The organism is Marinobacter sp. S0848L, from assembly GCF_023016065.1.
Taxonomy (GTDB): domain Bacteria; phylum Pseudomonadota; class Gammaproteobacteria; order Pseudomonadales; family Oleiphilaceae; genus Marinobacter.
The window spans coordinates 121,429-146,977 of sequence record NZ_JALKAQ010000001.1 but is presented as its reverse complement, the minus strand read 5'-3'; the positions used below and the strand labels follow the sequence as shown (position 1 = coordinate 146,977).

The 25,549-nt window shown below is 54.9% G+C and carries 35 protein-coding genes; 17 read left to right on the top strand and 18 right to left on the bottom strand.

Annotated elements, in window-relative coordinates; genetic code table 11:
• Positions 1–28: 28 nt before the first annotated feature.
• The gene (locus tag MWU64_RS00715) at positions 29–1,729 is read right to left on the bottom strand and encodes a hypothetical protein (protein ID WP_247059289.1); all 1,701 of its coding nucleotides are present in this window, start codon (positions 1,727–1,729) and stop codon (positions 29–31) included.
• A 106-nt stretch (positions 1,730–1,835) separates the two neighbouring features.
• Here MWU64_RS00715 and mtgA point away from each other — a divergent pair, with 106 nt between their 5' ends.
• Positions 1,836–2,540 carry a monofunctional biosynthetic peptidoglycan transglycosylase gene (gene mtgA, locus MWU64_RS00710; RefSeq protein WP_247059287.1) on the top strand — a complete coding sequence of 235 codons (705 nt, stop codon included), beginning with the start codon at positions 1,836–1,838 and terminating at the stop codon, positions 2,538–2,540.
• Between the two features lie 26 nt (positions 2,541–2,566).
• Here mtgA and MWU64_RS00705 read toward each other — a convergent pair whose 3' ends face one another.
• Complete coding sequence (locus MWU64_RS00705) at positions 2,567–3,565, bottom strand: YeiH family protein (RefSeq protein WP_247059264.1); 999 nt, start codon at positions 3,563–3,565, stop codon at positions 2,567–2,569.
• A gap of 190 nt (positions 3,566–3,755) precedes the next feature.
• On the opposite strand from MWU64_RS00705, the gene MWU64_RS00700 reads away from it, so the two are divergent.
• A complete protein-coding gene (locus MWU64_RS00700) occupies positions 3,756–3,914 on the top strand; it encodes a hypothetical protein (RefSeq protein ID WP_247059262.1) in 159 nt (52 codons plus the stop codon).
• A 69-nt stretch (positions 3,915–3,983) separates the two neighbouring features.
• On the opposite strand, the gene MWU64_RS00695 is transcribed toward MWU64_RS00700, so the two are convergent.
• From MWU64_RS00695 to phnD, 7 genes are all read right to left on the bottom strand, one after another.
• Positions 3,984–4,190, bottom strand: a complete 207-nt coding sequence (locus MWU64_RS00695) for a cold-shock protein (RefSeq protein ID WP_199006208.1) — start codon at positions 4,188–4,190, stop codon at positions 3,984–3,986.
• Between the two features lie 184 nt (positions 4,191–4,374).
• The gene (locus MWU64_RS00690) at positions 4,375–5,172 is read right to left on the bottom strand and encodes a DeoR/GlpR family DNA-binding transcription regulator (RefSeq protein WP_247059260.1); all 798 of its coding nucleotides are present in this window, start codon (positions 5,170–5,172) and stop codon (positions 4,375–4,377) included.
• Positions 5,173–5,188: 16 nt separating this feature from the next.
• Positions 5,189–5,962 (bottom strand): HAD-IIB family hydrolase, encoded by a 774-nt coding sequence (locus MWU64_RS00685; RefSeq protein ID WP_247059257.1) that lies wholly within the window; start codon positions 5,960–5,962, stop codon positions 5,189–5,191.
• A 71-nt stretch (positions 5,963–6,033) separates the two neighbouring features.
• Positions 6,034–6,843 (bottom strand): phosphonate ABC transporter, permease protein PhnE, encoded by an 810-nt coding sequence (gene phnE / locus MWU64_RS00680; protein ID WP_247059251.1) that lies wholly within the window; start codon positions 6,841–6,843, stop codon positions 6,034–6,036.
• Positions 6,837–7,655, bottom strand: coding sequence for a phosphonate ABC transporter, permease protein PhnE (gene phnE, locus MWU64_RS00675; RefSeq protein WP_247059249.1), 819 nt, complete (start codon positions 7,653–7,655; stop codon positions 6,837–6,839). The genes phnE (MWU64_RS00680) and phnE (MWU64_RS00675) overlap by 7 nt, the downstream gene beginning before the upstream one ends.
• Entirely contained in the window at positions 7,652–8,446 is a 795-nt protein-coding gene (gene phnC / locus MWU64_RS00670) for a phosphonate ABC transporter ATP-binding protein (RefSeq protein WP_247059246.1), read from the bottom strand. Before phnC ends, phnE (MWU64_RS00675) begins: the two co-directional genes overlap by 4 nt.
• Before the next feature lie 53 nt (positions 8,447–8,499).
• Entirely contained in the window at positions 8,500–9,492 is a 993-nt protein-coding gene (gene phnD, locus MWU64_RS00665; protein ID WP_247059244.1) for a phosphate/phosphite/phosphonate ABC transporter substrate-binding protein, read from the bottom strand.
• Positions 9,493–9,718: 226 nt separating this feature from the next.
• On the opposite strand from phnD, the gene MWU64_RS00660 reads away from it, so the two are divergent.
• On the top strand, positions 9,719–10,861 hold the full coding sequence (locus MWU64_RS00660) for an iron-containing alcohol dehydrogenase (protein ID WP_247059236.1): 1,143 nt from the start codon (positions 9,719–9,721) through the stop codon (positions 10,859–10,861).
• Here MWU64_RS00660 and MWU64_RS00655 read toward each other — a convergent pair whose 3' ends face one another.
• From MWU64_RS00655 to MWU64_RS00640, 4 genes are all read right to left on the bottom strand, one after another.
• Positions 10,862–11,446: a CoA pyrophosphatase gene (locus tag MWU64_RS00655; protein WP_247059235.1), complete on the bottom strand. Its 585-nt coding sequence runs from the start codon at positions 11,444–11,446 to the stop codon at positions 10,862–10,864. It lies immediately after the preceding gene.
• Entirely contained in the window at positions 11,439–12,107 is a 669-nt protein-coding gene (locus MWU64_RS00650; RefSeq protein WP_247059233.1) for a glutathione S-transferase, read from the bottom strand. The genes MWU64_RS00655 and MWU64_RS00650 overlap by 8 nt, the downstream gene beginning before the upstream one ends.
• 91 nt (positions 12,108–12,198) lie before the next feature.
• A complete protein-coding gene (locus MWU64_RS00645; protein ID WP_247059231.1) occupies positions 12,199–12,678 on the bottom strand; it encodes a nucleoside deaminase in 480 nt (159 codons plus the stop codon).
• The gene (locus MWU64_RS00640; RefSeq protein WP_247059224.1) at positions 12,675–13,286 is read right to left on the bottom strand and encodes a DUF938 domain-containing protein; all 612 of its coding nucleotides are present in this window, start codon (positions 13,284–13,286) and stop codon (positions 12,675–12,677) included. Before MWU64_RS00640 ends, MWU64_RS00645 begins: the two co-directional genes overlap by 4 nt.
• A gap of 149 nt (positions 13,287–13,435) precedes the next feature.
• On the opposite strand from MWU64_RS00640, the gene MWU64_RS00635 reads away from it, so the two are divergent.
• From MWU64_RS00635 to MWU64_RS00625, 3 genes are all read left to right on the top strand, one after another.
• Complete coding sequence (locus tag MWU64_RS00635; protein ID WP_247059201.1) at positions 13,436–14,074, top strand: cold shock and DUF1294 domain-containing protein; 639 nt, start codon at positions 13,436–13,438, stop codon at positions 14,072–14,074.
• A gap of 37 nt (positions 14,075–14,111) precedes the next feature.
• On the top strand, positions 14,112–15,065 hold the full coding sequence (locus MWU64_RS00630) for an adenosine deaminase (protein WP_247059199.1): 954 nt from the start codon (positions 14,112–14,114) through the stop codon (positions 15,063–15,065).
• A 69-nt stretch (positions 15,066–15,134) separates the two neighbouring features.
• Entirely contained in the window at positions 15,135–16,034 is a 900-nt protein-coding gene (locus MWU64_RS00625) for an alpha/beta hydrolase (protein WP_247059197.1), read from the top strand.
• 30 nt (positions 16,035–16,064) lie between these two features.
• On the opposite strand, the gene MWU64_RS00620 is transcribed toward MWU64_RS00625, so the two are convergent.
• Positions 16,065–16,562: a DUF2780 domain-containing protein gene (locus tag MWU64_RS00620; RefSeq protein WP_247059196.1), complete on the bottom strand. Its 498-nt coding sequence runs from the start codon at positions 16,560–16,562 to the stop codon at positions 16,065–16,067.
• Between the two features lie 179 nt (positions 16,563–16,741).
• On the opposite strand from MWU64_RS00620, the gene MWU64_RS00615 reads away from it, so the two are divergent.
• The 7 genes from MWU64_RS00615 to MWU64_RS00585 all read left to right on the top strand — a co-directional run bounded on the left by MWU64_RS00615 (position 16,742) and on the right by MWU64_RS00585 (position 20,324).
• Positions 16,742–17,476: a divalent cation transporter gene (locus MWU64_RS00615; protein WP_247059194.1), complete on the top strand. Its 735-nt coding sequence runs from the start codon at positions 16,742–16,744 to the stop codon at positions 17,474–17,476.
• Between the two features lie 90 nt (positions 17,477–17,566).
• Positions 17,567–17,953, top strand: coding sequence for a DUF2750 domain-containing protein (locus MWU64_RS00610; RefSeq protein ID WP_247059192.1), 387 nt, complete (start codon positions 17,567–17,569; stop codon positions 17,951–17,953).
• A 126-nt stretch (positions 17,954–18,079) separates the two neighbouring features.
• The gene (locus MWU64_RS00605; RefSeq protein ID WP_247059191.1) at positions 18,080–18,403 is read left to right on the top strand and encodes a hypothetical protein; all 324 of its coding nucleotides are present in this window, start codon (positions 18,080–18,082) and stop codon (positions 18,401–18,403) included.
• 2 nt (positions 18,404–18,405) lie between these two features.
• On the top strand, positions 18,406–18,915 hold the full coding sequence (locus MWU64_RS00600; RefSeq protein WP_247059189.1) for a hypothetical protein: 510 nt from the start codon (positions 18,406–18,408) through the stop codon (positions 18,913–18,915).
• Between the two features lie 114 nt (positions 18,916–19,029).
• Positions 19,030–19,374: a PBPRA1643 family SWIM/SEC-C metal-binding motif protein gene (locus MWU64_RS00595; RefSeq protein ID WP_247059187.1), complete on the top strand. Its 345-nt coding sequence runs from the start codon at positions 19,030–19,032 to the stop codon at positions 19,372–19,374.
• Positions 19,375–19,401: 27 nt separating this feature from the next.
• The gene (locus tag MWU64_RS00590; protein ID WP_247059185.1) at positions 19,402–19,833 is read left to right on the top strand and encodes a DUF3010 family protein; all 432 of its coding nucleotides are present in this window, start codon (positions 19,402–19,404) and stop codon (positions 19,831–19,833) included.
• 32 nt (positions 19,834–19,865) lie between these two features.
• Positions 19,866–20,324 (top strand): DUF4112 domain-containing protein, encoded by a 459-nt coding sequence (locus MWU64_RS00585; RefSeq protein WP_247059183.1) that lies wholly within the window; start codon positions 19,866–19,868, stop codon positions 20,322–20,324.
• Here the strand turns inward: MWU64_RS00585 and MWU64_RS00580 are convergent.
• On the bottom strand, positions 20,321–21,166 hold the full coding sequence (locus MWU64_RS00580) for a DUF72 domain-containing protein (RefSeq protein ID WP_247059181.1): 846 nt from the start codon (positions 21,164–21,166) through the stop codon (positions 20,321–20,323). The genes MWU64_RS00585 and MWU64_RS00580 overlap by 4 nt on opposite strands.
• Entirely contained in the window at positions 21,167–21,580 is a 414-nt protein-coding gene (gene arfB / locus MWU64_RS00575; RefSeq protein WP_114334276.1) for an alternative ribosome rescue aminoacyl-tRNA hydrolase ArfB, read from the bottom strand.
• A gap of 105 nt (positions 21,581–21,685) precedes the next feature.
• Here arfB and MWU64_RS00570 point away from each other — a divergent pair, with 105 nt between their 5' ends.
• On the top strand, positions 21,686–22,360 hold the full coding sequence (locus tag MWU64_RS00570; protein WP_247059179.1) for an NAD(P)H-binding protein: 675 nt from the start codon (positions 21,686–21,688) through the stop codon (positions 22,358–22,360).
• On the opposite strand, the gene MWU64_RS00565 is transcribed toward MWU64_RS00570, so the two are convergent.
• Together MWU64_RS00565 and MWU64_RS00560 are read right to left on the bottom strand one after the other, a co-directional pair.
• Positions 22,346–23,029 carry a PspA/IM30 family protein gene (locus MWU64_RS00565; RefSeq protein WP_247059177.1) on the bottom strand — a complete coding sequence of 228 codons (684 nt, stop codon included), beginning with the start codon at positions 23,027–23,029 and terminating at the stop codon, positions 22,346–22,348. The genes MWU64_RS00570 and MWU64_RS00565 overlap by 15 nt on opposite strands.
• A 4-nt stretch (positions 23,030–23,033) precedes the next feature.
• Entirely contained in the window at positions 23,034–23,303 is a 270-nt protein-coding gene (locus tag MWU64_RS00560; RefSeq protein ID WP_247059175.1) for a YiaA/YiaB family inner membrane protein, read from the bottom strand.
• Between the two features lie 155 nt (positions 23,304–23,458).
• On the opposite strand from MWU64_RS00560, the gene MWU64_RS00555 reads away from it, so the two are divergent.
• The 3 genes from MWU64_RS00555 to MWU64_RS00545 all read left to right on the top strand — a co-directional run bounded on the left by MWU64_RS00555 (position 23,459) and on the right by MWU64_RS00545 (position 25,525).
• Complete coding sequence (locus tag MWU64_RS00555; protein ID WP_247059173.1) at positions 23,459–24,223, top strand: helix-turn-helix transcriptional regulator; 765 nt, start codon at positions 23,459–23,461, stop codon at positions 24,221–24,223.
• Between the two features lie 107 nt (positions 24,224–24,330).
• Positions 24,331–25,131, top strand: a complete 801-nt coding sequence (locus tag MWU64_RS00550; RefSeq protein ID WP_247059171.1) for an SDR family oxidoreductase — start codon at positions 24,331–24,333, stop codon at positions 25,129–25,131.
• Positions 25,132–25,147: 16 nt separating this feature from the next.
• Positions 25,148–25,525 (top strand): hypothetical protein, encoded by a 378-nt coding sequence (locus MWU64_RS00545; RefSeq protein ID WP_247059169.1) that lies wholly within the window; start codon positions 25,148–25,150, stop codon positions 25,523–25,525.
• Positions 25,526–25,549: the final 24 nt, after the last annotated feature.

Genomic DNA, 25,549 nt, shown 5'->3' with positions numbered 1-25,549 from the left:
GGGATGTGGGTAGTTTCAGCAATGGGGGTTATTTGATGGGTTCGTCATCGATTCCCGTGGTGAACTGAAGTTCAAGCGGATCGACGCCATCAAGATGGACCAGGAACTGGGGATCGCCACCCTTTATATTCAGGAAACGCCAGTGGCCATAGTCGCCAGATGTGCCGTCCGTTTCTTTGAATACCAAAGCGCCTGATGTGCTGACCTCCCAATCAGGGATTTGGTTAATTTCGTCGCCACCGAAATTTATTGTGCCCGTGCGACTGTTATTTTCTGTAGAGAGATTTACGGTGATACGCGCATCTTTGGAAAATTCCAGGTCGTAAGTACCCTCTGCGCCGGGCGCTACAAAATCGCTGAAAGCAAAGAAATAGCTGTCCTTAGCCATATCGCCCGGGTACAGATCGGCTTCGACGTATACCGGTTTGGTGTCGCCTTCGAAGTCCCGGAAATCAACCGCATAACGGCCCAAACGCACCAGTGTGAAGCTGTCCTGACTGTTGGCATTGTCGGTTAACGTAAGCTCGCCCGTGGGATGCAAAATGGCGGGGCCGTTTACCGGGCCGTTGCCATCGTTGGCCGGGTTGTCGTAAAAACCGCCCGGGCCGTCCAGATCCACGGTAACGTTGCTGACCGCAAAGGTCTCGCCGTCATAGCTGTAGTTACCCCATTCCGAGGAAACGCCTACAGGGCTGCTGCTGCCGTAAGTCTCTTGATTCAAGTTGTGTGCAATCACGTAATGGTTGTCGTCCAGAATGGTCAACACGTTGTGAGCGTTCTGGCCGCCAATTTCTCCCTCGCCAAGGTACCAACTGCCCACCAGACTATTGCGCTCGTTTCGGATCGGTTCGAAGACAATTTGTTCGTTATCACCGGCCGAGGTGAGTTCCAGACCGCCGTTCACCAGTTGCATGGTCCAGGTGGCGGTTTCATTGACGTCTGCCAGGCCGCCGCTGCGGTCGGAATCGCCGAGGACGGTCAGGTTAAGGTCACCTGACGCGTTGTCCCAAGCGTAGGTGCCGTATTCGCCAGTGCCCGCTTGCTGGTCACCGTCGTCGGCATCGCGATGCACGATCAGATATTGGTCGCCGTTGAAGAAGGTCAGAACGTTTACGTTGCCGTTTGGCTCAACGAACTTCCAGCTTCCGGTGAGTTCGCCATTCTGCGACTCTTGGAAGTGGGCTATCGCAGCGGTTTTGTCGATCAGGGTTTTGCTGGTGTTCTGAAGGGCTGTATTGGCCTGGGTTTCGAAGTCTGATTCGCTCAGGCTCGGGTCCAGGGCAACATCTTTGAGGGCAGTGTGCACGGCGGGCGTGATGTTAATGCCGTTAGCCGGGTTGCCGTCGTCGTCCAATGTTTGCAGCAGGCGCAAAATATTGACGACCGTTTGGTCTTCATTCCAGTTGGTGGTGCCGCTTCCCATGTCGACGGGAGTGATACGCCCTGTCGCTGTTACCGGTGGCAGGTTGATGCCACCCACGCTGAAGGTGACCGTGTCACCGGATTGGTATTCGTATTCGCCTAGGTTGTTGGTTTGGCCTGTTTGTCCGCTGGGGGATGTTGCATAGTTAATACCTGCCACGGCACTGTCAACGAACACGCCGGTTTCGTTTGCGCCGGCGGGCGGGGGTGTTGATGATGAGCCGCCGGATGAGCTGCTGCCGCTGCATCCCGTTAAGGCGATGGAGGAAATGACTGCTGTGAGAGCCCAGTTCTTGAATTCTTTCATAAAAACTCCTTTTTAAGAAAACTGCCGCTGAAGGGACTCTGGCAAACTAACATGGATAAACTTTCATAAACTGCCCCCATTTGGGGGGAGGTAATTAGGAAAGCGAATGATAAAGAAGACCAAGAATTCCTATGTGCAAAGAATACTGCGGTTCTTTCTTTGGTGCGCCGCAGGTGCGGTCGCATTGGTTCTAGCAGTGATTTTATTGTTTCGGTTTGTAAACCCGCCCACGAGCGCTTTTATGCTGAGTTATCAGATGAGTGACGGTGGGCCGTCGCTGCAGCACGAATGGGTGCCCTTGTCGGAAATTTCAGACTGGATGCCCTTGGCCGTGATGGCCAGTGAAGACCAGCGATTTCTAGAGCACCACGGGGTCGATTTTCAGGCAGTGCATAAAGCGGTGTCGGAGTATCAGGCAGGTGAGGGGTTGCGCGGCGCCAGTACCATCACCCAGCAAACCGCCAAGAATCTGTTTTTATGGAATGGCAGAAGCTTTGTGCGAAAGGCCATTGAGGCCGGCTTGGCGCTGACCATTGATGCGCTTTGGCCAAAACGGCGTATTCTCGAGGTGTACCTGAACACCGCCGAATTCGGCAAGGGCATTTACGGTGTGCAGGCTGCCAGCCGTGCCTATTACCGCATTCCGGCGGGTGTGTTATCGGCTCGGCAGGCGGCGCACTTGGCAGCTGTGCTGCCCAACCCCAAGGTGTTGAGTGTGCGCGCCCCTTCGCCTTATGTGCAGGAACGCGCCGTCTGGATACAGACCCAGATGGGGCAGCTATCGCGGTGGGGTTATCTGGATGCGCTCTAGCAGCATCCCGATAACCGATTTGGTTGTTACCCGATAATCGCCGGCGTGACCACAGCACCTCCGACCAGCAGCGCCACAAAGAGCAACAGCGCCAGAATAAACGGCTTTACGCCCAAGTGCCGTAGCGCTTCGATCCGGGTTTGAAACCCTAGAGCGGCCATCGCCATGGTCATCGCGATTTGCCCTGCAAGCACCAGCGTGCTCTGGGCTGTTTGCGGGAGGTGCAGCAGGCTATTAAGCACGACCACGGCAACAAAACCAAACGCGAACCAGGGAACGGTGATTTTGCTGGTTGTTGCGCCCGCATCAGCGGTTTTGTTCCGGCTTCGGTTCCAGATCTGGCCGATGACCAGCAGGAACGGGACCAGCAACATAACCCGAACCAGTTTTACGATGACCGCATTCGCCATGGCTTCTTCGCCAACGGCATTCCCGGCAGCGACCACTTGTGCCACTTCGTGGACCGTGGAACCAATGTAAATGCCGTATAGCCCTTCATCCCAACCGAGCAGCGGGAACATGACCGGGTACACGAACATGGCCAATGTGCCGAACAGCACCACGGTAGCGACCGCCATAGATGTAGCGGCTGGTTTTGCGCGAATGGCGCCTTCGGTGGCCAGTACCGCGGCGGCACCACAGATAGCACTTCCGGCGCTGGTAAGAATGGCGGTATCGCGATCCAGTTTTAGCCACCGGGTGCCCAACCAATAACCTGCGGTGGTGATGGTTAGAACAACAAGGGTATCCAGCACCAGAATCATCGGCCCCAATCCCACCAACTGCTGCACCGTGAGAGAAAACCCGAAGAGTACGATGCCTGTCCTTAACAGCCAGCGCGACGCAAAGCCAAGCCCGGCTGCGGTGCCTTCCAGCTGTTTTCCAACGCGGAGGTTTCCGGCCACGAGGCCGAGTATTAACGTAAACACCAGTGGCCCGAGGCCGGTTTTCTGAACAGGAGGCAGCGCTGCAAGGCCGTAGCCTGCGGTGGTAAGCAATGCGCACACGCCTAATCCCCTAAACATTTCGCGATACTCCTAACTATTTGGAATATCGTTATTCTATTTGTTAGCTAAGTATTCGGGAAATGCTTGTTTTGCGTTTCTGAAATCGATTTTTTGGATGTTTTGTTTATATTTCAGACAATTTATTTCCAATTCCTATAGTATGGAAGCTTAGGTTGGTAAATAAACCGAAGTGGACGGGGTAAATATAATGAGTAAGAAGAACGAAAAATCGACTTTAACGTCAGCCACGATTGAAGAGCAGACCGCAGCGTTTCTGAAAGCGGGTGGCACCGTCGAGCAAGTAGGTAAGGGTAAGAGTGGGCAAACGTTCCCCACCGGTTCAAGGCAGATCAGTCTGAAGAAGTAATAACGTATTCTGATTGCAATAAAAAAGGCAGCCTAGGCTGCCTTTTTTTGATCACGTTTTGCCTGTTATTTACAGGGCAACAACGTTCTCTGCCTGAGGGCCTTTCTGGCCGTCAGTTACGGTGAATTCTACTTGCTGGCCTTCAGCCAGAGTCTTGAATCCGCCGCCTTGAATAGCGCTGTAGTGAACAAAAACGTCTGGGCCGCTTTCACGAGTGATAAAGCCAAAACCTTTTGCTTCGTTGAAGAACTTAACGGTGCCGGTAACTGTAGACATAATATATAACCTGATTTTAATCAATAATTTGCTGCCAAGAGATCGTTGTGATCTTTGATCAGCGGAATGCGGAAACATGAACACGTGCAGGGTCAAAAACAGGACTAGAAGTATGACTACTTGAAAGGTCTTATTCGTGAAATGCTTTGCTTAATCTTTCCAACGAGAGACAAGGTACGCGAATTCAGAGGCGTTGCAAAGTTTTTTTACAATTATTTTCTAAACTGCATTCGATGATGTTGAGTGAGCCCGGTAGGCCGACACGGTGCTTCTTGAGGATTTTATCGGTGTAGAAGCGGTCAACGTAGTTGAACGAGGCCACTTTGCAGTGGGAGTCGTGGCTCCATTTGCTATGATCGGCCGCGAGTAGGCGGGTTTGGGTGTTGGCAATGATGGCTCTGCTGACTTCCGCTTCGCGAATTTCGTGATCCATCAGACCATTGACCAGATCCATGCTGCCGGTACTGACAATGCCGAAGTCGGTGGTGAAAGAGCTGAAGAAGTTTGTCACTTCCGGTCCTACCACATCGTGATGGGCGTGGCGGTATATCCCCCCCGATACAATCACTTCAATGCCGGGGTTCCCCGAAAGCGCGGCCGCCACACGGAAGTTGTTGGTTAATATGCGCAGTGCCTTGTGCCCGATCAGCGCCTGGGCGATCAGTTCTATCGTGCTGCCCACGCCCAGGCTTACCGTGGCACCTTCCGGTATGTCGGTGGCAATACGGTGGGCGATGAGCTGTTTGGCCCGAACGTTGGCAACCGGTTCTTCAGGGGCAGGCGCCAGAGCGGGCGCAGGTTTGGCCGGCAGGCTGACGCCGCCGTAGCGACGCCGCAACAGGCCTTGCTCGCACATTTTGTTGATGTCGCGGCGGATGGTTTGAGTTGTAACGCCAAAACGTCGGGCGATGTCTTCAACTTCGACATGCTCCTGTTCATGCACCCATTCCAGGATGCAACGCTGGCGTTCTCTCGCGCTCATCAGACTCCGTGCTCAATCAGGTGCGATGTTGCAGCCAGACCTCTGCCATTTCAGCAAAACCCAGCCCCGATGGCTGGCTGGCAATCGCTGCCGGTTGGTGCGTCATCACAGGTAAATGCTTGCGAATGTTAGCGACCCCGACGCTCATTGGAAAGTTGCGGAACATGCTTTCGTCGTTCGGCGCATCGCCAATGAAGACCGCGCGCTTCTGCAGGGCTTCGATATCCAGGCCCAGCACTTCCTGGCCGACCCGAACGGACATGGTGGATTTGTCGAACTCGCCCAGCCAGATGTTGATGTGGATAGAGCTCTGCCGAACGCTGAAGCCCTGCGCCATCAGAGGGTCGTGAATGGCCTTCACCTGTTCCGGTGTGAGCGATTCCTGCTGGTTGTAGTCGACTGCCACATCCACAAAGCGGAACGCTTGGTCAGTGGCCAGCTTGGGTTCGAAGTCCAGTTCCAGGGCCGCAACGGCATCCAGGATGGCTTGTTGATCGCGGCGGTGCTTGGTTTCGTTCTCCCAGAAGTGCCAGGCAACCGTCTGCGGGGCAGTCCGTTCTGCATAGAAGGCGCCGCCTTCGCCAATCACCGCTTTAACGGGCCAGGTGCGGATGATCTGGTCGCACCATCCGGCACAGCCACCGGTTACCGGGATGATGCTAATGCCGACTTCGGCCAAGCGGCAGAGGGCAAGATAGGTTTCTGGCAACAGCCGGCCACCGGTGGTGAGTGTGTCGTCCACATCGGTGAACAAAATGTCGGCAGTGCCAAAATCGATTAGGTCTTTCATAGAAGGGAGATTCCAGTTCACAGCGTGAGTGCTTGCCGCCCAAAAGGGTTCAGACGACAAGCACTGCAAGGTCAGATCACTTTCTTGCGCAGGACGCTGGTCAGCGCCTCGCCTAAAATGACCAATACAACAATGGCAAGCAGGATGGTTGCAACGGTTTGCCAGGCGAACATGTCGATGGAGCCTTGCAGCAGTACCCCGATGCCACCGGCGCCCACCAAACCCAACACCGTGGATTCGCGGATGTTGATGTCCCAGCGCAGAATGATGATGGCAAAGAAGGCCGGCATGACCTGCGGCACAATCGCGTACAGCACCACTTTCATTTTGCTGGCGCCGGTTGCTTCCATGGCCTCAACCGGGCGACGGTCGATTTCTTCAATGGCTTCGCCCATCAGCTTGCCGATGAAGCCCACAGAGCGGAACATCACCGCCAGAATACCGGCCAGTACACCGGGGCCGAAAATGGCCACGAACAACAACGCCCAAATGATGGTGTTCACCGAGCGGCTGGATACCAGAATAAACCGGCCAACCCACAGGGTAACCTTGTTCGGCGTGGTGTTTTGCGCGGCAATGTAAGACACCGGCAAGGCGATGAAGATTGTCAGCATGGTAGACAAGGTGGCGATGTGGACGGTTTCCAGCATCGCGGAGAAAATCGCCTCCCATTTGCTGAACTCCGGTGGCCACATGCGCCCCGCGAGGCTTTGGATCTGGTTGGGTGCATCCCACACCCATGGCCAGAAGATGTTGATGTCGCTTACGGCCCAGACAACGGCGATCAGGGTGACCAGGTAGACCACATAGCGCGTAAGCTGTTCTTTACGGTTGTAACGCGACCACACTCGGTCTGTCAGTTTAGCTGCGTGATCTACCATACTTTTTTCCTCACCCATCCGCTCAAGCCTTCACTGACCAGAATGATTGCAATGATCATCAGGAGAATGGCAAAAGCGAAATCGTAATCGTAACGTCCGAACGCGTTCATCAAGGTGCCGCCGATACCACCGGCACCAACAATTCCAACCACGGCCGAAGCGCGAAGGTTACTGTCGAGCTGGTACATCGAAAGGCCGATCTGGCGTGGCATAATCTGCGGGAAAACCCCATACACCAGAATCTTCATGTAACCCGCACCCACTGAACGCATGGCTTCCACCTGGCCCCAGTCGATTTCTTCAATCTCTTCCGCCAGTAGCTTTGCCACAAACCCTATGGAATACAGGGTCAGGGTAAGAATGCCCGCCATGGGGCCAAAGCCCACAGCCGCAACAAACAGAATGGCGACAATCACCGGGTGAAAGCTGCGGGAAACGATTATTAACGTGCGGCCCAACAGGTAAACCGGCAGCGGTGAAACGTTGCGCGCGGCCATCACCGCAATGGGAACTGACAGCAGAACCCCGAGCATGGTAGCCAGAAAGGCGATCTGGAAGCTTTCTTTGAAGCCGGTCCAAAGCAATTCGGCCCGCTCAAAGCTGGGCGGGACGGCACCACCAAAAATTTTGCCGGCACGGGGCAAGCCTTCGGCAATGCGCTGCCAGTCAAACGGCAGAGTGGAGAACGCCCAGTACAGGTAGGCCAGGATGATCACTCCCAAGCCATAGCGAATCCAGGGATTGGCTATAAACGGGGGCTTTTTCCAGACTCTGCCCGATGTTGTATCGGATGCAGTTCTGCCGGATGTCATGCGGAAGCCTCCTCGGTTGGGGACGCGGGTTCACCGGCATCTTCTTCCGGAGATTCAATGCCCCCGTAAATGGCATCCAGAGCATCTTGATTGAAGTCTTTGGGTTCGCCGTCAAAAATCATTTGGCCGTGACGCATACCGACAATGCGGTCGGTGTACATGCGAGCCTGAGTGACGTTGTGAATGTTGATCAGAACAGGCAGCGACATTTCATTGGCCAGACTTTGCAGCAGGCTCATGATTTGTTGTGAGGTTTTCGGGTCGAGCGAGGCGGTGGGCTCGTCGGCCAGAAGAATTTCAGGTTCTTGCATCAGGGCACGCACCACGGCCACGCGCTGGCGCTCACCACCTGACAACTGGTCGGCACGTTTATCGGCGTAATGGGCGATCCCGACACGTTCCATCAGGCTGAAGGCGCGGTCGATATCCGATTGCGGGAAACGGCGAGTCAACGCCTGAAAGAAAGACACATAGCCCAAGCGCCCGGAGAGCACGTTTTCCATAACGGTCAATCGGTCGATCAGGTTAAAACCCTGAAACACCATGCCGATGCGTCGGCGGGAATGGCGCAACTCGCTGCCGCGTAGATTGACCAACTCGTGGCCGTTCAGCTTGATTGAACCCGAGGTTGGCTCGACCAACCGGTTGATACAACGTAGCAGGGTACTTTTACCGGCACCGGAAGCGCCGACGATGGAAACAACGCTGCTACCCTCGACTTTCAGGTCCAGGCCTTTAAGCACAGGCTCGTTTTGCCCGTAACGCTTTACGAGGTTGGTAATCTCTAACATGTGGTTAACTCCGGGTAGAGCCTCTGGCGGTTTGCCAGAGGCTCCTGGTCTGCTTATTTGAGGTTTTCGCGGGTGTACTGGACGCCGTTAGAGGCCTGAATGGTACGAATGACCTTCCAGTTGTCTTTGTAGTTGATGGGGATGAAGGTTTCTACGCCCTCAAACTCTTCGCCCAGCTCGGTGCCGGCGAACTTGAAGGTGTAAAAGGCTTCACGGATCTTCTCAACCAAATCGGGGTGCAGGTTGTGCGCGTGGTTGTAAGAGGTGGTCGGGAAGCGGTCGGATTCCCAAACCAAACGCACGTCTTCGGTGTCGTACAGGCCACGAGCGGCCATACGCTCTACCACTTCAGACGCGACCGGAGCTGCGTCGTAGTCTTTGGCAACAACGCCCAGCATGGATTGGTCATGGCTGCCGGAGAAGGTGATTTCATAGTCTTCACCAGGCACCACGCCCAATTCCGGGAACAGAGCGCGTGGCGCCTGATTGCCGGAGTTAGATGTCGGGGAAGTGTGGGCTACACGCTTGCCTTTCAGGTCGGTGATTTCATGAATGTCGGAATCGCTGTGGGTGTAAACCTGCAGTGAATAACCGAACTGGCCGGAATCAGAACCCATCAGCGCAAAAGGAACGGCGCCGGCCAGGTTAACCGCAAAAGGCGTTGGCCCTGTGGAGAAACCAGCAATATGCAGACGGCCACTGCGCATGGCTTCTACCTGAGCGGAGTTCGACTGAACGGCAAAGAAACGAACATCACGGCCGGTCACTTCCGACAGGTGATCGATGAACGGCTGCCAGATGTCGGAGTAAATAGCGGGGTCTTCAACCGGTGTGTAAGCAAAAATCAATGTGTCGGGATCGTTCCACTGCGACTTGTCGTTGGGCAGGTCGGCAACCATGTCGCCGTTTTCGTCGCAATACAGCGTATCCAGTGCGCCCCTTTCGCAGTCTGCCAATGCCTGACCGCTAAAGACTGTCATCAAAACGGATGCCGCCAAGGCAGCAGTGGGCAGTACCCCGGGAAGCTTTTTCTTCTGGAAATTCATTGTGATTCTCCGTGGGGGAGCGGTCCATGCGTTTTTACTGAACATCTGGGAGGGCCGGCTCCATTGGTTTTTATTTCTAGATGTTCAATTGAACATTTATGGTAACAGCAAACGTCTATTAGGCAAGATAGTTCATGTTTGAATTAGTGAAACGTGCGTTCCCGAACAACCAAGGAAAAGGTAGGCTGATAAAAAGGGTTTCCTCTCATTTTTCAGGGCGATTTTTATGTTAAGCGCATTCAGCTTGGTTACTCCCACCGAGATTGTGTTCGGGCGCGGGCTCGTTGCTCAACTGAACCAGCGGGCGGCGAGCCTGGGCAAGCGGGCACTGATTGTCCACGGTAGAAATCCCGGCAGACTCGCCGAGACATTTGAATCGCTTAAGGATGTGGACGTTGTCCAAACGCTGGAAATCGAAAAAGAGCCGGATCTTGAAACGCTTGTAGCCGCCATTGATAAAGGCAAATCGCAGAGCATTGATCTGGTGCTGGGAATTGGCGGCGGTTCTGTTATGGACTCGGCAAAGGTGATGGCTGCGATGTTGCCAAGCCAGACGAATTTGTTGAGTCATTTGGAAGTGGTCGGCAGCGGGCTGCCATTGTCTGCTCGGCGCCTGCCGCTGATTCTGGTGCCAACGACTTCGGGTACCGGCGCGGAGGTCACTCGAAACGCAGTTATTGATGTCGCCGATGCCCAGCGCAAGGTTAGCCTCAGGGATAATCAGTTGTTGCCTGATCTTGCCTTGGTTGATCCGGCGCTGACCGATAACTGCCCTAGGCAGGTGACCCTGCATTCAGGATTGGATGCAATCACTCAGGTGATCGAGCCTTATCTCTCGTCGCGTTCAAACCTGTTCACGGATATGTTGTGTAAAGAGGCGATTCCCAAAGGGCTTCTTGCGTTAAAGCAGCTGATGGAGGGCGAATCTCGGAAAGCGCGAGATGCTATGGCGCAGGTGAGTCTGTTTGGCGGAATGGCTCTTGCGAACTCGGGGCTTGGGGTTGTACACGGCATCGCCGGGCCGCTAGGCGGTTTGTGTGGCGCGCCCCACGGGGCTATATGTGGTGCATTGTTGCCCGCGGGCATTGCCGCGAACCGTGGTAGCGTGGTTGAGGTAGAGCACAAGGCTCGAATCGATCATGTAATTGGTTGGATTGCGGAGGTATTCGAAGTGCCAGCCGGCAAGGCTCTTGAGAGTTTTCGCGAATGGATTGTTCAGAATGGCTTGCCGGGGCTGGCTTCGATCGGTGTGACGGAAGACCACATTAAGTCAGCCGCTCAGGCAGCTGCTAGTGCTTCCTCTATGAAGGCTAATCCTGTTGTGCTGCCTGCAGACATTATAGAAAACGTCCTGCGCCAATCGCTGTGATCAAGCGTCGGTAGTAAGCGTTAACAGCTCCTGCAGCATGCTGTAACTCAGGCCCCAAATGCAGTATCCCTGATACCGGCAGCAGGGCATGTTTAAGGTGCCGAGCGGAGTTCGCCAGGGCAGGGTGCTCTGATTTTCCTTTTTAGCGAGGAAGGATAGGGGAACCCACACCACTTGTTGCACTTCGTGGTTGAGCATGACGGACGAAGGTCCCTGCCACTCGTACACATACGGTGTAATGACCATCGGCCGCCAACGGCTGTGATGTCGGGTGAGCAGATCTGATAACCGGGTGTGGAAACGACCGTATTGCTTGAGATCGACGCCGGTTTCCTCGAGGGTTTCCCGTTCGGCGGCGGCACGGGTGGAGGGGTCCTCCGGTTGCAGTCGGCCTCCGGGGAACGCCATGTCCCCAGACCAGGGATCACCTTCCCGGCGCGCCCGCTGGATGAACAGCAGTTCCGTTTCACCGTGCTCGGTCTTTCGATAGACCAACGCCACGGAAGCGCGGGTGACGCGCCGCCGGAACGGTAGTTTTTGAGGGCGCAGGTTTCTGGCCCAGCGTGAGAGTGCCGCATCAGGCAAAGTCGTACTCTCCGCCTTTTTCCAGCGCGGATTTGTAAGCAGGCCGGGCGTGGACGCGCTCTACCCAAGCGGTGATGTTGGGCCGGTTCTTGCCAACGATGCCGCGAGCAACCGAGGCTTCCAGCGGGAAACTCATCTGAATATCCGCCGCGCTGAGGTTATCCCCCAGAAACCAGGTGTTCTTCGCCAGATGGGCTTCGACAAAATCCAGGTGGGTTTTGATCATCGGGCCAATGAAAACCTCATTGGTTTTGTCCGAAATGCCTTTGGCCACGGGCTTGATGAAGAACGGCATCGGGCTGGTTTTGACTTTCTCGAAAACCAGGCGCATGACCAGAGGTGGCATTAAGGATCCCTCGGCGTAATGCAGCCAGTAGGTGTAATCCAGCCAGGTCTGGCCACCGGCTTCTGGCAGCATGGTGCCTTTGCCGTAAGTGTGGGCCAGGTATTCGATAATGGCGCCCGATTCCGCCACCACCAGATCACCGTCAGTAATGACTGGTGATTTGCCCAGCGGGTGCACCTTCTTGAGGCTTTCCGGCGCCAGCATGGTTTTGGCATCGCGCTCGTAACGTTTGATCTCGTACGGCACGCCCAATTCTTCCAGCATCCAGAGAATGCGCTGTGAGCGAGAGTTGTTCAGGTGATGGACGGTAATCATGCAGAACTCCATTTGCATTGAAATTGGAATAAGACTGATAGAGTAGTCCGCAACTGCTTTTTTGGATCACCTCACCTTGACGACGATTTGCTCAGCGGCCTGCATGATACTGTTTCTGTAGCAGCTGAATCGCGTCTGCCTGTTCCGGGAAAGGGCCTTCAACCGGTACGTTTGGCACTACGCTATTAATGGGCAGGGTTGCGACTGGGGGTTGTGGCAGATCCATCTCGTTCAGCCAGGCGCTTAGCTGCTCTGAAGAACTGGCGTAAACGATGCGGCCAAGGCCTACCCAGCCGTGAGCTGCGGCGCACATGGGGCAATGTTCGCCCGATGTGTACACAGTGGATTGGGCACGCTCTTCAGGCGTCATGTTGGTAGCCGCCCAGCGCGCAATGGCAAACTCGGGATGTTGGGTGCTATCGCCGCCGGCGGTGAGATTGTGGCCTTCGTACAATACATTGTCGTTTGCATCGACCAGCACCGACCCGAATGGCGGATTGCCGGACTCCAGCGCTTCTGCGGCCAGTTCGACGCATCGGTCCAGATAATTGATGTCAAATTGATTACTCATAACTTGCTCCTTTTTATCCTGAAAACCAGCAGTTGGTTATTTGCAGGCATCGAATGGTTTTCTGACAAGGTTAACCCCACATTTTCCGCCAGTTTACTAATATCTTCCAAATCTCGGATGCCCATGTGGGCCGCATTGGCCTTCAGGTGTTGGTCAAATTGTGCGTTGCTTTCACTGGTATAGCGGCCCTGACGGTTGAATGGGCCATACAGACAAAAGGCGCCTTGCTTGGGCAGACGTTCGCCAATGTTGCGGAACATGTGTTCGACCTCTTCCCAAGCCATAATGTGGGCTGTATTTGCCGAGAAGGCCCAGGTGAAGGCTTCAACGGGCCAAGGGGGAGTGGCTACGTCCAGTTCTAGCACCGGTAGGATATTGGGCAACGCAGCTTGTGCCAACCGAGGGCGACAAGTATCCGCTGCCTGTGGATGGTCGGTCGGCTGCCACTGCAGATGAGGCATAGCCGTGGCAAAATGCACGGCGTGCTGGCCGGTGCCTGTGCCCACTTCCAGCACCTTACCTGACGCAACAAAGATTTCTTGAAGCTTTTCGAGAATCGGTGCTTTGTTGTTCTCACAAGCTTGAGAAAAGGGAAGGTTGGTGGTCATTGAACTAGATCTCCTGTTGCTGAACACTGTTTTCAGGTTATGCGTGTTAAGTGCCCCTGAAAACGAATCCCGCTGGGGCTGCGCCTGCATATAATGCGATGATACCGATAAAGAAAACCCACATCGCTGCCATCATGAAGGAGCATACATTGAATCAGAAAGGATCACTCACGTCATGGAACGACGCCAAAGGCTTTGGCTTTATCACTCCGGAAAACGGTGGCGACCGCATCTTCGCACACATTAGCGCTTATCAGGGGCAGGGCCGGCCTTCCTCCGGGCGCCAAGTGAATTTCGCGCTCACTAAAGACAAGCAAGGGCGGTTGCGAGCGTCGCAGTTTCAGTATGCCGGCGCGGCTCGCTTGAGTGCCTCCGTCGCGCCGGGTGTTTGGTTGGGGTTATTGGTTGCTGCCGGGGTGTTAGGCGCACTTTCACTGCTGAGTTGGCTGGGCTATGTGCCGCTGCTGCTTCCCGCGGCTTACGGCGTGATGAGCCTGATAACGTTTCTGATGTACGCTGTTGATAAAGGTGCGGCGGAACGGGGTAATCGGCGGGTGCCGGAGGGGCGATTGCACTTGTTTGAGCTTCTCTGTGGCTGGCCGGGGGCTTTGGTAGGTCAGCAGTTCTTTCGGCACAAAACCCGAAAAGCTTCGTTTCAGGCAACCTTCTGGCTCCAGGTACTTCTGAACCTCGCCGTGCTTGGCTGGTTGCTGACTTGGCCGGAAGCGGAAGGCGCGCGGCAGGCACTGGGTATAAAGCCGGTTTGGCTGATCCAGATGTCGCTTTGAATACTATCCACTAAAAAAGTGAGCCCCGGAGGCGGCGATGAACGAAGACTGGCTGAAAGCGTTACCGAAAGCGGAGCTGCATCTGCACCTTGAAGGTGCCCTTGAGCCCGAACTGATGTTTACGCTGGCCCGGCGTAATGGCATTGAATTGCCGTGGAGCGATGTTGATGCGCTGCGCCAGGCATACTCCTTCAATAACCTGCAAGAGTTCCTGGATTTATACTATCAGGGGGCCAACGTGCTGCGCACGGAGCAGGATTTCTACGATCTCACGTGGGCTTATCTGCAGAAATGCGAGGCGCAGGGCGTGGTGCATGTTGAGCCTTTCTACGACCCTCAAATCCATACCGAGCGCGGCATCCCCTTTGAGGTGGCGATTAATGGAATCAGCGCTGCCCTGCGCGATGGGCGGGAGCAGTTGGGTATTTCTAGCGGGTTGATTCTCAGTTTTTTGCGTCACCTGTCAGAAGACGAGGCTTTCCGAACACTTGAGCAGGCGATGCCGTTTCGCGAGCAGTTCTTTGCGGTGGGGCTGGACAGCTCTGAGCAGGGGAATCCGCCTGGCAAGTTTGAGCGGGTGTTTGCCAAGGCGAGGGCCGAAGGCTTGCTGGCGGTCGCTCACGCGGGTGAAGAAGGACCACCCGAATACATCTGGCAAGCGCTGGATTTGCTGAAAGTGAGTCGAATAGACCACGGTGTGCGTGCCGCAGAAGATCCGAGATTGCTCGATAGGCTGGCGGATGAGCAAATTCCGCTAACCGTGTGCCCTTTGTCGAACACTAAGCTGAAAGTGTTCCCGGACATGAGCCAACACAACATTCTGGAGTTGTTGGAACGTGGCTTGAAGGTCACCGTGAACTCCGATGACCCATCCTATTTTGGTGGCTATGTGCTGGAGAATTTCGTGGCGCTGCGAGATGCCTTGGGGATGACCGAAGAGCAGGCCCGCAAGTTGGCGCAAAACAGTATGGATGCGCGGTTGGCCTTCTAAGCCCATTGCGGCGTTCTTGTCAGCCCATAGACAATGTCGGCCATTGAACCCAGCGGAGCAAGAGTAAAGATGGCACGAGTTACGGCACACGATGGCGCCAGGCTGAAAGTACGGGAAATTGGCCGTGGGCCGGTGGTTATCCTGCTTCATGGTTTTGGTATGGAAAGCCGCCATTGGTTGCCGATTGTGTTGCCGTTGGCGCATAAGTTCCGGTTTGTACTTCCCGACTTTCGAGGATTTGGCGGATCTTCGCGGCTGAGCTGCAGCGAACCCTGTGTGCTGACCAGCCACGCCAAGGATCTGGATGCCGTCATCCGTGCCTACAGTTACGGCAAACCGGTTGGTTTGGGCGGCATCTCCATGGGGGCCAGTACGTCATTGCGCTATATGGAAATGTTCGGCACCGAGGCTATCCGCCATTACGTCCATATTGATCAGGCTCCGCGTATATCTCATGCCCCGGACTGGCCGTGGGGCATTTTCGGAGAGCAGGGGCCGGAGCGAATTCGGGGATGGCAACCGTTACTGGATACGGTGTCGAAGATTGATCCTCAAACTCCCTATGAGGCGCTACCGTTATCGCTACGAAAGCAGTTGCATGAGGATTTGGCCGGTTTCATGGGCGCGGCGCTGAGTCGCGATTGGATGAAATGGAGCGCGGGGCAGCTCATGCGGGTGCCGCAAATTTCTCGTCAGCTTGTGCCGTTGGATAACTGGTACACCTTGTATCAGCACATGCGTGCCTACACAGAGCGGGAGTACGACTTTCGTGGGCTTTTGCCAATTCTGGACGTGCCGACCACGGTGATCGCGGGTCGTCGTTCGGAAATGTACCCTTGGGAGGGGCAGGCGCGCATGGCCGCTGCGCTGCCTAACGCGAGACTGGTCACCCTAGAAAACAGCGGGCATGTGCCGCTGATTGATCAGCCCATTGCCTGTATCCGAACGCTGGGGAGAGCGTTCGGATAAGACATTAAGGCTAAATGATCGGGTGCCGGATTATTCGGCTGGCGCCCATAGACCCTGCAGTTGCCCCAGCAGTGAGGAGCCAACGCCCTGGTTGCCCAGGAAACCCAGAATAACCGGAACAAACTGCTGCACCATGGCGGCATCCATTCCCAAAGCCGAGAAGGCTGATTGAACCCCATCCATTGATGAAATGTTGGAAAGCAGGCCTTCGGCTAGCCCGCCACCGCCCCCTAGAAGGCTGGACAGTCCAGAGGTTTCACCGCTCAAGTTGTTGATGGCTTCTTGGCCAAGTTGGTTTTGTGCCAACTGTAACAAGGCGCCGGTACCGCCAACAGCTTGAGCTTGGGTAACACCTAAATCGTTGGTCAGCTGGCCTACCAGTTGCTGGGCTTCGCCACTTACTTCAGTCGTTGGCGATAGCGCCATGGCGCCGGTGTTCAGAGCATCGTTCAGACCAAACGCGCCGGCGTTAGGGGCGAGCAAATAGATACTGGAGACTAGGAGGAACTGTTTGAGGATAGCATTCATGCGTGGGTCCTGATGTTGAATGTGCGAGCGAATGCTTTTTATATTGGGGCAATCTGAACCTTTTTACAGTGCAGGAAACCGAAACATTGTCGAGATGGTAATGTTTGGCCGTATTTTGGTTTTGTAATCAAGGCGCTTATGCTGATAGTTCAGGATGAACAACTAGGACGGTATTGGGAATGGTTGAGGCGATTCAAGCTAACGGCCTGTTGCAAGTTTTACTGCTCACGCTGATGGCAGGGGCCGCCATGCCGTTGGGGGCAGCCTTGGCATCGGTGGAGCGTATTCACCCGGATTGGCTGGAATCCGAACTGCACCATAGCGTGATTGCGTTCGGCGGTGGCGCGCTGTTGGCGGCCGTGGCGTTGGTTTTGGTGCCAGAGGGAACAGCCAATCTGGCGATACCGGCGGTTGTCGCGTGTTTTGCGGCGGGCGGAATCACCTTCATGTTGATTGATCGCTGGCTGGCGGCTAATGGCACGTCGGCGAGCCAGTTGGTGGCGATGCTGACCGACTTTGTGCCGGAGGCGTTGGCGCTAGGGGCTACGTTTTCGGTCTCCAGCGAGGGCGGCGTTCTGCTGGCTGGCATCATTGCGCTGCAGAATTTGCCAGAAGGATTTAACTCTTATCGCGAGCTCACCCGTTCCACCGACTACGGACGGGTGAAAATCGTGGGTGGTTTTGCCTTGATGGCACTGCTGGGGCCCGTGGCTGGCGCTACCGGCCATTATTTTTTATCGGATTCGCATCAGTTGGTGTCCGGAATTATGTTGTTCGCAGCGGGCGGCATTCTTTACATTATCTTTCAGGATATTGCACCGCAGTCGCGGTTGGAGAAGCACTGGGGCCCGCCTTTAGGGGCCGTGGCCGGTTTTATGCTGGGGTTGATTGGCGAGATGATGTTGTCCGGGTAAGACGCAGGCTCACGCTTTGGGTATGATCCGGGCGTTCGTATCTATCTTTCCAATTCAGGCCAAAGGCCGTATTCCCATAAGGAAGCCGTAATGAGCGATAACCCGTTAGCCCAGATTCTCGAGATGGATGGCGAGGAACGATACGACTATTTTCTGGATGCCGTGGTGGAAGAGCGCGAGCTGTGGATCCTGGTCAATTCCGATAACCAGTTTCTAAAGATTGTGTCAGAAGAAGACGGTGTTGGTTATCTCCCAGTATGGCCAAGTGAGGCGTTTGCGGCTGATTACGCCAGTGGTTCCGGCGATCTGTCTCCGAAAGCGTTGTCTTTGCCAGACTTCTTCAAGAAGTGGGTGCCCGGCCTAACCCGCGACAAGCTCGAGGTTGGCGTGTTCCCCGGTGCCGACAGCGAGCTTTGGATCACTGAGCCCGAAGCGCTGAAGAGCGATCTTCAGGAGGTGCTGTCCGGTTCGTTCTGAACCGGAGATTAACAAGTCCTCATTTCAGGTTGCGATCCTTGTGCTAGATTGAGGTTAGCCATCCGTATTCACGTTGGGGTGGCAAAGCCGAAATAGCAGTTATCGATACTGATAAGGAGGCACGATATGGAAGCAAAATCGGATAAGAGCGAATACGATCAGGTTCGTGAGGATCTGAGAAAACTTCAGGCAGATCTTTCCACGCTCGCTAAAAGTGTGGCTGATGGCCAAAAGGGCAACATCAGTAATCTACGGGATGAAATTCGAAGGGAAAGCCTTGCCGCGTTTGATCAGGTAAAGCAGCGCGGTGACGAAGCGCTCACCCGGGCTCGGGATGCCAGTGGCAAAGCGGTCGAGAGTGTAGAGCATAAGATTGAGGAGCGGCCCTTCCTCAGTATTGTTATTATGTTCCTTGCCGGTGTGTTGGTTGGTCGGTTTTTGGATCGCTGATGATGCCTGATTCGGATTGGCTGCAAGGCGCCCTGCGCAAAGCCATAGCCGCTTTTCTGGGCTTTATGCTGGGCTTTGTGTTGTTGGTTGCCTTGTTGCTCACCGGCTTTTACTTGCTCGTCAACGCCGCCACCTTGGCGCTGACCCCTCTGTTGGGCGGGGCCGGCGCTTTGGCGGTGACGGGCTTGTCCTGTCTATTGTTGTTGTCCCTTTTCTTTTATCGCATGACTCGCCCCCTGCCTTCGAAGCAGTCAGAAGGTTCGGGCAGCGGCCACTCGAGCGGTTCTCCCATCGCGTCGATTAAACGGCTCATTCAGAAAAACCCGCTGGAAGCGGCGTTGGCGGCTTTTGCCTTAGGCGTGGCTGAGCAGAAGGACCCCCGTATGAAGTCTCTATTGATGCAGGGTGGCATGGCGCTCGCGAAAGAGGCCGGGCGAAATCAGGAAAACGGCGATGCAGAGGGCGCAGCTTCGGAAGCGGCAAACGATGCAGCGGATAGTCAAAGCTCTTAAAGATTTACGCGGCTGCCTATATATCCCATTCCTTAAGCGTGTTAAAACGTCGCCTCGCGAGGGTCGGCAATCTTTGGCGAGCCTGGGCGCACGTTCATTCATCAGGATTTCAGCATGTCAGACAAATTTTTTTACAAAGGCCGGCAGGACGCTCGCCAGCATCACACGGCTTACGGTGGTTTTAAAACCAACGCCAGCCAGAAGAGTGGCAGCGAGAAGTTCCCTTTATCCTTGGTGGTGACCAGTGAGGCTCGTAAAGAAGAAGTAGAAGCCCAGGTGGCCGAAGCCAACCTCTACGCCAACATTACCGTTGATACTCGTGACGGCGCGGTGGACTCGATTGGTGAATTAACCGCGATTTTGAACAAGGGCGAGACGGTTACGGTAACTAAAACGCCTTCGCGCAACGATCCGTGCAGTTGTGGTAGCGGGCTGAAGTTCAAGAAGTGTTGTGGTTAAGGCTGTTTTGAGATTGGGAAAGTTTCTATGACGATTTGTGGTGTTGAACTGAGTGGCAGCGATGCCGTCATCTGTTTGCTGAGTCTGGACCGTGGCCAGTTCAGTTTGCCGGAGTGTAAGGTGCGCAAATTGTCGCTGCCGAAGAATCACACCCGCGAAGACTTGCAACAGTTTCAGAAGGCGTTTGCTGAGTTGATGGCGGAACATGGGGTCACCGGCGTTGCCATCAAAGAACGAATGCCGAAAGGCAAGTTTGCAGGTGGCGCGATTAGCTTTAAGCTGGAAGCAACTATTCAGTTGATTACCGATGTGGCGTTAGACGTAAAATTGCTGACGCCCGCATTGATTAAATCCACGTTGGCATCTAAGCCGCTGCCGATCCCGTTCTCTGACACTGGCCTGAAGGTGTTTCAGGAGACCGCGTTCACTGCAGCCTATGTTGGCCAGATGACCAAATAAACGTGTGAGTTCCCCTCAGGTTTGGAGCGCAAATGGCAAAAGCCCCCATCGAAGCGCGGCAACGAGCAACGCTTTCACGGCTGGATAAGTTCAGCCGCTTTACCGACAGCAGCATTGGCATCCCGTTTACCAAATTTAAAATCGGTGCAGAGGCCATTATCGGTGTGGTGCCGGTGGTGGGCGATGTTGCAGGTCTGGTGCTGGCGAGTTATGTGTTGGTGGAAGCCCAGCGAGCTGGGGCAAGCAAAGGCGTTAAGCTGAAGATGCTCCGTAACATGGGCATCGACTTCGTGGGGGGCTTGTTGCCGGTATTCGGGGATGCCTTTGATGCGATTTTCAAAGCGAATACCCGCAATACACGGTTGCTGAAAAACTATCTGGAGAAGCAACTCGAGGTAGAGCCGCCTGCGCCACCATTCCCCTGGAAAACGCTGATTTGGTTGTCCGTTCTGTTTGCGCTGGTGACCGGTGGGTTAAGTCTGCTGTTTTAGAACAGCCCAAGCTGGGGTTTTGAAACATCCACAGGAAGAGGTTCCAAGCTCGGAAGCTGCGCCCGTAATAACTCCGTCCAAAGCTCGGCCAACGCAACCGCGTGCGCGTTATCGGGCATGTGCATGAATACATAGGGTTGGACACCGGATTCTAGCCAGCCTTTTACCCGAGTGACCCAGGGCGCAAGGAAGTCCCGGTTTGTTTCTAAATCCGGGTGACCGATGTAGCGGATGACGGGTGGGGCGTCGCTGGGCAGCAAGTGAACGGGAACCCGAGGCTTTTTGCGCTGGGCATCCACGATCACATCGTTGTCGGGGACGGCGGAGAACACTGCCCGGCTGTCCATGCATACGCGGGCCAGCTTGCGCTGGCGCAGCCCCTGATTCAGCGCCTTCTCTTCTTCGCCTTTGGCAAAAAACGCCGGGTTTCTTACTTCTACAGTCCAGTCCAAGGTGTCTGGTGCCGTATCCAGAAAACGCCACAGTTGCGAGAGTCGGTTCGGACCAAAGCTTGCCGGTAGTTGCAGCAGCATCGGCCCAAGGACATCCAGCAAGGGCTCGATCACATCCAGAAACGCTTGTAACTCCGTCCCCACTCCTGTGAGCATGCGCTCGTGTGTCAGTGCTCGGGGCAACTTGAGCAGAAAGCGGAAATCATCCGGCACCTGTTTGCGCCATTGTTCGCATTGCGCTTGACTGGGAGTTGCGTAAAAAGTGGTGTTGCCCTCAACGGTATTGAACACGCGGGCATAGCGGGCAAGAGCGGATGCTCCGGGTGGCAGTTGTGTGGTCCAGTTTGGGTCTTGCCATTGCGGGCAACCGAGATAGTAGGGCAGAGGCATTTAAATTTTGACCTTTCCTCTAAGCGCCTTGGTTTTACCTTTCTGAGTTTTCTTGTCCACGCGCCGGCGTTGGGAACCTTTGGTAGGGCGGGTTGGTCGCCGTGCTTTTTGGATTTTCACCGCTTCCAAGATAAGTTCTTTCAGGCGCTCTAGCGCGTCTTCTTTGTTGAGTTCCAGGGTGCGGGAAGACTGTGCCTTGATGATCACAATCCCTTCTTTGCTGATGCGTTGGTCTGAAAACGCCATCAGTCGCTCCTTATAGAAAGGCGGCAAGGAAGAGCGCTGAATGTCGAAGCGAAGGTGTACCGCAGAGGCCACCTTGTTGACGTTCTGGCCGCCGGGGCCTTGGGCTCGAATTTGCGTGATTTCGATTTCCCAGTCGGCAATTTCTACGGCGTTTGAGATTTTGAGCATAGTACCTGCATTGATGATGTGAGGGTCAGCTTCCGCTTCCTGTTAGTATCATCCTACGCAATCAGTGCCGCGATCAGAAGTGGCGAAACAGCAACGGAGCGCTTTATGAAGGTTATGGTTCTGGGTTCGACGGGGTTAACGGGTGGTTTGTTGGTCAAGAAGTTGCTGAGCAATCCCGGCATTACGGCCGTCGTGGCGCCGGTGCGCCGGCCTTTGGGGTGGAGCCACCCGAATCTGGAAGCACCGGTTATCGATTTTGATGACATGGATGCTCATGCCGGGGAGTTCAACGTTGACGTGCTTGTGTGTTGCTTGGGCACCACCATCAAAAAAGCCGGCTCTAAAGAAGCGTTCCGTAAGGTGGATTACAGCTACGCTCTGAACGCGGCGAGCTTGGCGAAAGAAGCGGGCGCGAAAGCCTGTATTTTGATGTCGGCCATTGGCGCATCTTCGCGTTCTTCGGTGTTTTACAGTCGGGTGAAAGGTGAGCTGGAAGACGCCATTCGGGCTTTGGAATTCTCGTATCTATCCATCTATCAGCCCAGCCTGCTATTAGGGCAGCGTGACGAGCATCGTACGGCAGAAGCACTGGGTATGGCGGTGATGCCGGTAGCCAACCGTGCCCTGATCGGGCCGCTGCGTAAGTACCGTGCCATTGAGGCGGAGACGATTGCTGCGGCCATGACGAACGAAGTTTCTCGTATCGATGCTGGCCGCAGCGCGGGTGTGAACGTGTCTGTGCGACAGTATTCAGATATTGTTGCGCTAGCGGGCTTTTAGGCGAGCCAACACTTTTTCTCCACTGTTCGCTTCGTTGTCGATGCCCGCGGCTTTCAGGCGGGCATTCAAATTCCCGTTGTTTTGTTCTTCATCCAGCTCGGTCAAGGCGGCTTCTACGTCTTCCGCCTCCGTTTGGCGAGCGCGAATGCGATCAGCCGATACGTTCAAGTCTTCCATGTGACTGTGCAACCCTGTTGAGTGGCCCCGAAGTTGTCGAGTGACCTGTTCGGCGTGCCGGTTGGCTTTCGCCAGTCGCATTTCACTGTGAAAATGTTTCAGTGCCCGTCCGGAATCCCGCAGCTGTCGGCGTAGCTGGCTTTCCTGTTGCTGTAATTTTGCGTGCTGTTGTTGCTGGCGTTGCAGCACGGTTTCATCCTCGGCGATCAGGTTGGCCAGTTCCAGCGCCAAGGCCTCGTCGTTTTGCTCCAGCGCCTGGCTGGCTTGTTGCTCCCGTTTGTTAATAGCCGCTTGCAGACCGGTGTTGTCGCGCTCGAGCCGGGTTTTCTCAGCCATCAGGTGCGCCAGCTCTCGCTTGGAGCGCGCGATCGCTTGCTCGGCGTCCCGGAGTTCCTGTTCAAAGATACGAATGTCGTTGGCCTCTACCAGCTTTGCGACCGGTTCGTGAGCCGAGGCCCGAAACAGAGTGTTCAATTTGCGCCAGATGCTCATGGTGTTACTCCCCGTATTCTTTCAGCAGTTGATGGGTGCGAGCTTCGGATATGCGGTTCGAAATCCGGCTCTGCTCGTGTTCATCGCGCAGCGTTTTTGAAAGTGTGATGGTGGTGCTGACAAGAAACAGGGCGCTGATCGCCATATAGCCCTTTATCACGATATCCACAGGCGCAAGCACTACACCCGCGGCGGCGGCAAACAGCGCAATCGCGAATGAAACTTTCACAAAAAATACCCAGGAGTTTGAGTTGCTCTTCAGTTCGCTATCCATGATGTCTTCCTCATTGGTGTTGTTGTTGGGACAACCGAACTGTGCGTCATCGCCGAATGTGTCGCGAGCGTTTCCGGAAAGGTATTGAGGGTGTATCTCTCGCGTATCGAATGATGATACTTTCTGATCGGTGGAGCACAGCGGGAGGAAAGTTCATGGCGCAAACCAGTGCCATTGTCGGCGAGCTTAAACGACAACTAAGGTCCCACGGCTTGACTTATCAGGACGTGGCTGATGCTTTGGGTCTGTCAGAAGCGAGTGTTAAGCGCCTGTTTTCAGAGAAACAGTTTTCACTTAAACGCCTTGACCAGATTTGCACGCTGATGGGCATGGAAATCAGCGATCTGGTACGCAAGCTGGCACCAGAGCCTAAGGTCGAGCAACTGAGCGAGGAGCAGGAAAAGGAACTGGTGTCGGATGTGCGTCTGTTACTGGTCGCCGTTTGTGCCATGAACCGATGGCAGTTTCTGGAGATTCATCAGGTTTACGAGTTGTCGGAAATCGATTTAATTGGCTATCTCGCCAAGCTGGATCGCATGGGGGTGCTGGAGCTACTGCCCGGGAACCGATTCAAACTTTTGGTCAGCCATGATTTCGCCTGGCAGCCGGGTGGGCCCATACAGAAATTTTTCGAAGCCGAAGTACAGCAGGATTTTCTGAAGTGCCGGTTTAATCACCCCGGTGAACTGCGGCTGTTCGTAAGCGGTATGCTCTCAACCCAATCGAATGAAGCGGTCCAGCAGAAACTCAAGCGGCTGGCTCTGGAGTTCCGACACTGCCACGAAGAAGATCTGGCGTTGCCCTTGGAACATCGTTTCGGAGTGAGCCTATTGATGGCCATTCGGCCTTGGGAAATCGATGCTTTTGACAGTTTCCGGCGGCCGGAGGCGCTTAAGGATTACCCGCCGTATAGCCGTTGAGGTCAAAGTGGGTTATTGCCGCCGGCCGTTTGAGGAGACGGTGCGCTTTTCTGCTAGTATCCGTGCGCATAAATAATAACTATGTGTTGCCTGTTGGAGGCTTGTTTATGACGGCTCAAACCGTTTGGATCACCGGCGCGTCGTCGGGTATTGGTGAAGCGTTGGCGCTTCAGTTTGCGAAAGATGGCGCCGGGTTGGTGTTATCGGCTCGTCGTGAAGATGAATTGCAGCGCGTGGCCGCTCGTTGTGTTGAGGCGGGTTTGCCCGAAGATAATATTTTTGTGCTGCCTCTGGATGTCACAGACTGGGCTTCTCACGAAGCGTCCACGCAAACGGTAGTGGATCGCTTTGGAGCGATTGATCTGTTGGTGAATAACGCGGGCCTCTCGCAAGGCTCGTTGTGCGCCGAAACCGATATGTCGGTGTATCAGAAACTGATGGATGTGGATGTGATGGGCCAGATCGCCCTGACGAAAGCCGTACTGCCACATATGCTGAAGCGCGGCCAAGGTCATCTGGCTGTAACGGCCAGTGTTGCGGGCAAGGTGGGCGTGCCGAAAATGACCGGATACTGCGCCGCCAAGCACGCGATGGTTGGTTTCTTCGATGCCTTGCGGGCGGAAGTGGAAAGCAGCGGTGTGCATGTGTCTACCATTCTTCCCGGCTTTATCCGTACTAATATCGCTAAAAACTCTTTGTCTGCCGATGGCACCCCTCATGGCGAAACGGATAGCGACGTTGCCAGTGGGATGGATGTGGACGAATGTGCGGCCGTGGTTTTTAAAGGTCTAAAAGCCCGCAAGCGTGAAATTCCTGTGGGTAAGGGTAAAGAAATGGCGGCACTTTGGGTGAAACGACTTTCACCGGAGTTAATTTTCCGCCTGACACGCCGTGGCAAACACTCATGAAAAGCGAGCTTTACTGATGAAATTTCCCATCGTTACCGTGACTCTGGTGGTTGCGGCACTGGGGTACGTGTTTTGGAACCAGATACAGCCTGACCCAGCTCAGGTTGGGGCGGCCGATTTTGCCAATCTCGAGGCCAAACCGGTAGACCGCAGTGCCGTGGTGGACTTGGCCATTTCGCGGATAAATGATCTGTGTGAAGAGGCCACTGCAAACGCAAATAGCTCCGAAGCGGAAGACGAATGCGTTGCGCTTGCGGAATCCCGCACCTCATCCTGTCGTCGGGCGGTGTATGATCGCTTTCCGGAAAAGGTGCGGTCTGATGCAGTTTTCAGAGATGTCTCTATTACCACTATGAACTGTCTGGTTCGGCAATCCGGGGTTGTTCAACCCTGACGGCTATATAGTGAGGATGATTGC